Genomic DNA, 6283 nt, shown 5'->3' with positions numbered 1-6283 from the left:
GTGCCACCGCCACCATCAAACGCGTTGACTTGTGCATTGGCGATGAATACGTCGTTGTAATTACTACCGATGACGTTATTGATTGCGTTGTACTGATCGCCTTGCGCGTAACCACCGCTACCGCGTGATGCAGCCACACCTTCATAAGTACTATCTGCAAGGTTGACTATCACGCCCGTATCCGATGCTGCATAGCTGACCGTATCGCTGCCACCGCCGCCCGTGAAGATATTGGCGACAGAACCGGCAATGAAGGTGTCGTTATAGGACGTACCGATCACGTTCTGAATATCACTGTAGGTATCACCCACTGCCCAGCTGCCGGCAGTACCGCTACCTTGTTGCGTGTCCAGATTGACCGTCACACCGATACTGTTGTTGGCGGCTGCGTAGCTGACGGTGTTGTTGCCTGCGCCACCAACAAAATTGTTCTCGGCTGCGCTCGCGACAAACGTATCGTTACCCGTTCCACCCGTGGCATCCTGAATATTGATGTACGTATCGCCTGCCGCCGTACCACCCAAGCCAGTACCCGCCGCCAGGTTGATCGTCAGATCAGCCGTGTCTGTTGCATAACTAACGCGATTACGTCCAGCGCCACCATCAAAGTGGTTGGCATCATTACTGCCGACGAACGTGTCATTACCCGCACCACCGGTCGCATCCTGAATTCTGATGTAGGTATCACCTTCGGCATTGCCACCGAATCCGTTGCCATTCAACAGATCGATTGTCAGATCTGCCGTGTCATTCTGGTAGCTGACGCGATTACGGCCAGCGCCACCATCGAAATCATTTTCCTCCGCGCTCGCGATAAAGATATCGTCGCCCGAGCCACCCGTTACATCCTGAATACGAACATACGTGTCACCCTGCGCATTACCGCCCAGACCGGTGCCATCGGCAAGATTGATCGTCAGGTTTTGTGTATCGCTGGCATAGCTGACACGATTACGGCCTGCACCGCCATCCAGATCATTGATCTCTGCATTCGCAATAAACAAATCATCATGCGCGCTGCCGATCACGTTCTGGATTGCCGTGTACTGATCGCCTTGCGCGTAACCGCCAGCGCCCGAACCTGTGATCAGGTCAACCGTTACGCCTTCATCCGATGCCGCATAACTGACTGTATTGCGTCCCAATCCGCCATCAAACACGTTGACCAGATCGCTGGCGACAAAGGTATCGTCGTAAGCCGTGCCGATCACGTTCTGGATACCATCGTAGGTATCACCGTCGGCAAATCCGTTCGTGCCCTGTCCTGCATTCAAGTCAACCGTGACGCCGATTCCGTCATTGGCCCGTGCATAACTGACTGTGTCGATACCGCCATTTCCGGTAAAGGCATTTGCTTCATTATTTGCGATGAACAAATCATTCTGCGCACTGCCAATCACATTTTGAATATGAACGTAGGTATCGTTGGCAGCATAGCCACCCGAACCGGTACCCATTACCAAATCAACCGTCACTCCGGCAGTAGAGGCTGCGTAACTCACGGTGTTGCTACCTGCGCCACCGTCAAATCGATTCGACGCATTACTCGCGACAAAGGTGTCGTCACCCGAACCGCCGGTTGCGTCCTGGATGTTTACAAAGACATCACCCGCAGCAAGGCTTCCCGCACCAGAACCAAGACCATTCGCAAGATCAACCGTTACCCCAACCGTATCATTGGCATAGCTGACACGATTGCGTCCGCCTGAGCCACCGTCGAAACGATTGGCATCGGCACTCGCCACAAAGGTGTCGTCGAATGCCGTACCCGTTACGTTCTGGATGTTGATGAACTGATCGCCCTGCGCAAAACCGCCGCTTGTACCCACACCGTTGCCATGAAACAAATCCACGACAACGCCACCGGTGGTCGAATAACTATAGTCGACTGTATTTGATCCGCCGCTACCACCGTTGAAAACGTTGGCTACATCATTGGCGTAAAAAAGATCGTTACCGCTGCCGCCAATCACGTTCTCGATGTTGGCAAGGCGATCACCGTCCGCAAGGCTACCGGTGCCGGAACCTTCTCCTGTCACCAGGTTGACGACAACGCCGACCGTATCTGCGGCGTATGTAACCGTATCGACACCACCTAAACCGTCAAAGTTATCGGCACGATCGCTGGCGATGAACAAGTCCATGTACGCCGTGCCGTAGAACTTGTCGATGTTGGTATAGCTGTTGGAGTAAGTAGGCAAACCACCACTCGTTCCGGTCACCAGGCCACCCAGATTACGCTGCGCATCGATGGTGACAGACGTGAGGAAGCGGTCATAGCTGACACTATCGACGCCACCGCTACCGCCATGAAAGCTTCTGCTCGTCGTATCAGCGACAAAAGAATCATCGTGTGCGCTACCGATGACATTTTGAATATTGTGGTACGTATCGCCAACAGCATTACTGCCAATGCCAGAACCTGTACCTTGATAAAAATCTACCGTAACGCCAGCGGCAGAACCAGCGTAACTGACGGTGTCATTACCACCACCACCTTCAAAATGATTGGCTTCCGCGTTGCCTACAAATACATCGTCGTAGGCACTCCCGGTCACATTCTGGATATTGACGTACCGATCGCCAGCAGCGTCTCCGCCAAAACCTTCACCCGTCAACAAATTGACGGTGACGCCAGTCGTCCCCGTCCCCGGCGACGAGGCATAGGACACTGTATTCGTGCCACCACTGCCACCGTCAAAAAGATTGGCGACGCCACTCGCCAGGAAAGTATCGCTATGACTGGAGCCGACAACATTCTCGATATTTGAAAACGTCAGATTTTGTGCATAGCCGCCTGTACCTGACCCCGATTTCAGATTGATGGTGACGCCAGCTGTCGATGCCGAGAAATCGATGGTGTCACTCCCATTGCCACCATCAATTGATTTGGTCGTTGCACCGACGATGAATGTATCGTCATGCGCACTACCAATCGCACTATGCATGTTGACCAGCGTATCCTGGCCGCCAAAACCATCCAGCGCCGTACCCGCATTCAAGTCAACCAGCACGCCGGAAGTCGATGTCTTGTACCCGACCGTATTCACATTGGTCAATGCCGTGTTCAAACCGCCATGCAGCACATCATTACCTGCCCCACCTTCAAAATAGGTGTTGCCGAAACCGCCGTAGATCGTATCGTTGCCCGTTCCACCATAAAGAAAATCATTGGCGTTTGTACCGTACATGGTGACGCCAGCGTTATCACCCGCATGTACGATATGGGACAGACCTTGCGCAGGCAGCACGAAGACGCTTTCGCCAGTGACAGGGTTGGCATACGTCAGATCATTAGCGGTGGTCGCGTCCTTGAGCACAACCTGACGAACACTGGTGACCGTCTGCACACCTTCCGTCGTAATCACGTTGAGAGTGAACACCAGTGTGAAATTCTGATGAATCGGCGCGCCAGGATTTGGCTCCTTTGTGTTGTATTCCAACTCCAGCGGATACTGCTTCGTATTGGGCGATACGTTGATCTGGTAATTATTGTTCCCCAGCGCGGTCGCCCCAACAATTTTCATATCGTTCGGCACACCAGTCACGACCAGCGACTGCACATTGCCGTCACCGCTGATCTGGACATCCAGCACCTTGGAGAAAGTGCCACTCGGCGTTGTACTGCCCGGGGCGACCCCTTTGCCATTGGCATAAATCGTTGTGATTGCATTGCTCGCATTGATGATCTGCGGTGCAATCTGCGCAGCATTTGACGGATTGATCGACGAATTGAGTTCGCTGCTGCCGCCACTACCGAACAAGGTGGTACCGATGGTGGTTGTCACAGTCGTATTGACCAGGCGTACATCCATCGCGGGCTCATTCGGACCGATGACATATTCTTGCGGCGCCTTGCCTGGCCGCTCTGGCGGCAAGTCAGCGATGTAGCGAATCGGCGGTAGTTTCGGCGCCTCGCCCTGCAAATTCGAAGTGAAATCATTCACAGGTTGCGCATTGTTCTGTACCACGCTGGCCAATTGTGCCAATGCCTGACTGATTGCGGTCAGCGTTGCATTCGCAGCCTGCGCCTGACTGGCAAGATCATGCGCTGTTTCCAGATCGCGTGGCCCGCGCCGTTTTTCATCAGCCACATCGCGATTGGTGGATTCCGAGTTCAGTACTTGCGGGTGATCGAATTTTTGCAGTTCAATCTTGCCTACTTGCTCCAGCAGGCGTGCTGCCGTATCCGGGCCATTACTGAAGTTTACGCGTACGTCGCCATCGAGTGCACCGAGTGCACCACCGGCCAGTACCAATCGCGTTCCGTCCGCCAGAACCAGCACCATATCCACATCGATGATCTGAATCTTGGCAACATCGCCCTTGCTGATCTTCAGTTGGAAGTTGCCATCCTGATCGGGCGTGACCACTCTGATCGGCGTACCGTTTTTATCGGTAGCAATCTGGGTAGCGCTTACTTTGGAAACCGGAGCAGTGGCCATCGGAGATCCCTTCTTCCTTGCGGCGACCTAGGTCACCGATTAATTACGTCTTCAATTGCGGCGTTACTTCAGAACCTGTTCTCTTGGCCCATCCGTCACAATTTTTCCGTCTTCTATCACGATAATGCGATCCATCTTGCGCAAGAGAACCGGACTATGTGTCGCAACAACCAGCGTGCGCTTTTCTGCAAAGTTCATCAGGCGCTCAACGATGCGCGCCTCGGTAATCTGATCGATCCCGGTCGTTGGTTCATCCAGCAACATCACATTCGGCACGCACGCGACGGCACGTGCCAACGCAATCATCTGTCGTTGACCACCCGACAGATTGCCCGGGGCAGTCACAATCTGATCGAGACGCAGTTGACCACCAACAATCAGCTCATCCAGGCAAGACACTGCAAGTGCTGCCTGATAAACGTTGGTACTGATCATGTCCTGCGCAAAGATATTTGCAGCCAATGTCCCATCAAATAAAAAGGGCTCCTGCGGCTTGTAGGCGATGGCATGCATGCGTACGGCATCCGGATAAGCACCGAGCGCAATGCCGTCATACAAAACCTGTCCGGTATCCGCGCTATATACACCGGCAAGGCAGCGCAACAAGGTCGATTTTCCCGAACCCGAGCGTCCGACTATGCCCACTTTCTCGCCCGGATTGATGGCAAACGAGAGTTGCTTGAGCATCGGCGGCTCGCCTGGCCGCACGCTATATGCCAACTTGGCAACCTGAATACGCCCCTCGATTTGCTGACGCTCCACTTTGCCAAAGGCTTCGTCCTTGTGAATGCTTTCAAAAAACAGATCTTCAAAAGCGGCACGCGCCTGCTTGAACGCGTCCAGACGTGTCATCACCGTCGATACCGAGGACAACATGGATGCAGCGCGTGAAGCCAGCATGGAAGCCGCAATCAGTGCCCCCACCGTCAAGGCACCGTCTTCGACCAGATACACACCGACCACCATTACGCCGATCGTGATCACCGAGTAACTGATGTTGGAAATCGTATAACTGACGGATGCCCAGAAACGTCCTTTCGACTGGGCAATCGCAGATTGTTCGGCATCGCTTGCAAACAGCGTTAACACACGCTGCCTGAGCGCGGAAGTCCTGAGTGTCTCGATACCGAAAACCAGTCCCGCCAGCTTGTCTATCTTGCTTGCCCCGGTTGTCATCGAGATTCTGGCGTAATCCATCGACGGCACTTTGCACAGCCATTGCGCTAGTAGCAGAATCAGTCCGCCAACGATCACTACCCAGACGATACTGCCGCCGATAAGAGCAAGTGCGAGCAGATAAAGCAGCAGAAATGGAAAATCGATAATGATCAGCATGTAGTTGGACGACAGCAAATCGCGGGCACTTGCAATATCGCGATAGCGTGCCAGCACGACGCCGACCGGCCATGCCACACGCGCCGCCAGCAGCTTTTCGACAACGGCCTGATCAAACTCGACATCGAACCTGCCGGCCAGTTGTTCAACGTAATAGGTGCGGATAACCCGCAGCACAAATTCCAGTACGACAAACAGCAGCATGCCGATTGTCAGGGCCCATAACGTTTCCGGAATATGATTGCCGATTACCTTGTCGTAAATCAGACGCGAGTACAACGGCATCAGCAGACCGAACAGATTGATCAGAAAGCCCGCTACAACGATCTCGACCAGACGCTTGCCATACGCGCGCAGCATCGTGAGATACATGGGGTCACGCGTCACCTGGTCGATGGCTTCCCGCAAGCCGCCCTTGCCTGTCGTGGTCGAGGCAGCGGCTGCCGCCTCAACGGGTGGCAACGCACTGGATGGCATGTCGGGAATCTGGCTCATGACCGTCT

Annotated in this window: 2 protein-coding genes; both read right to left on the bottom strand. The window is 54.0% G+C overall.

What is annotated here, in order from left to right; all coding sequences use genetic code 11:
* Positions 1 to 4445, bottom strand: a 4445-nt coding sequence (locus IEV29_RS02210) for a beta strand repeat-containing protein (protein WP_373868068.1), incomplete at its 3' end; no start/stop codon positions are given.
* Positions 4446 to 4508: 63 nt separating this feature from the next.
* A complete protein-coding gene (locus IEV29_RS02205; RefSeq protein ID WP_188379633.1) occupies positions 4509 to 6275 on the bottom strand; it encodes a peptidase domain-containing ABC transporter in 1767 nt (588 codons plus the stop codon).
* Positions 6276 to 6283 lie beyond the last annotated feature (8 nt).

It is taken from the genome of Oxalicibacterium faecigallinarum (assembly GCF_014635705.1).
Lineage (GTDB): Bacteria > Pseudomonadota > Gammaproteobacteria > Burkholderiales > Burkholderiaceae_D > Oxalicibacterium > Oxalicibacterium faecigallinarum.
The sequence above is the reverse complement of the archived record's forward strand: the minus strand, read 5'-3'. Positions and strand labels throughout refer to the sequence as shown.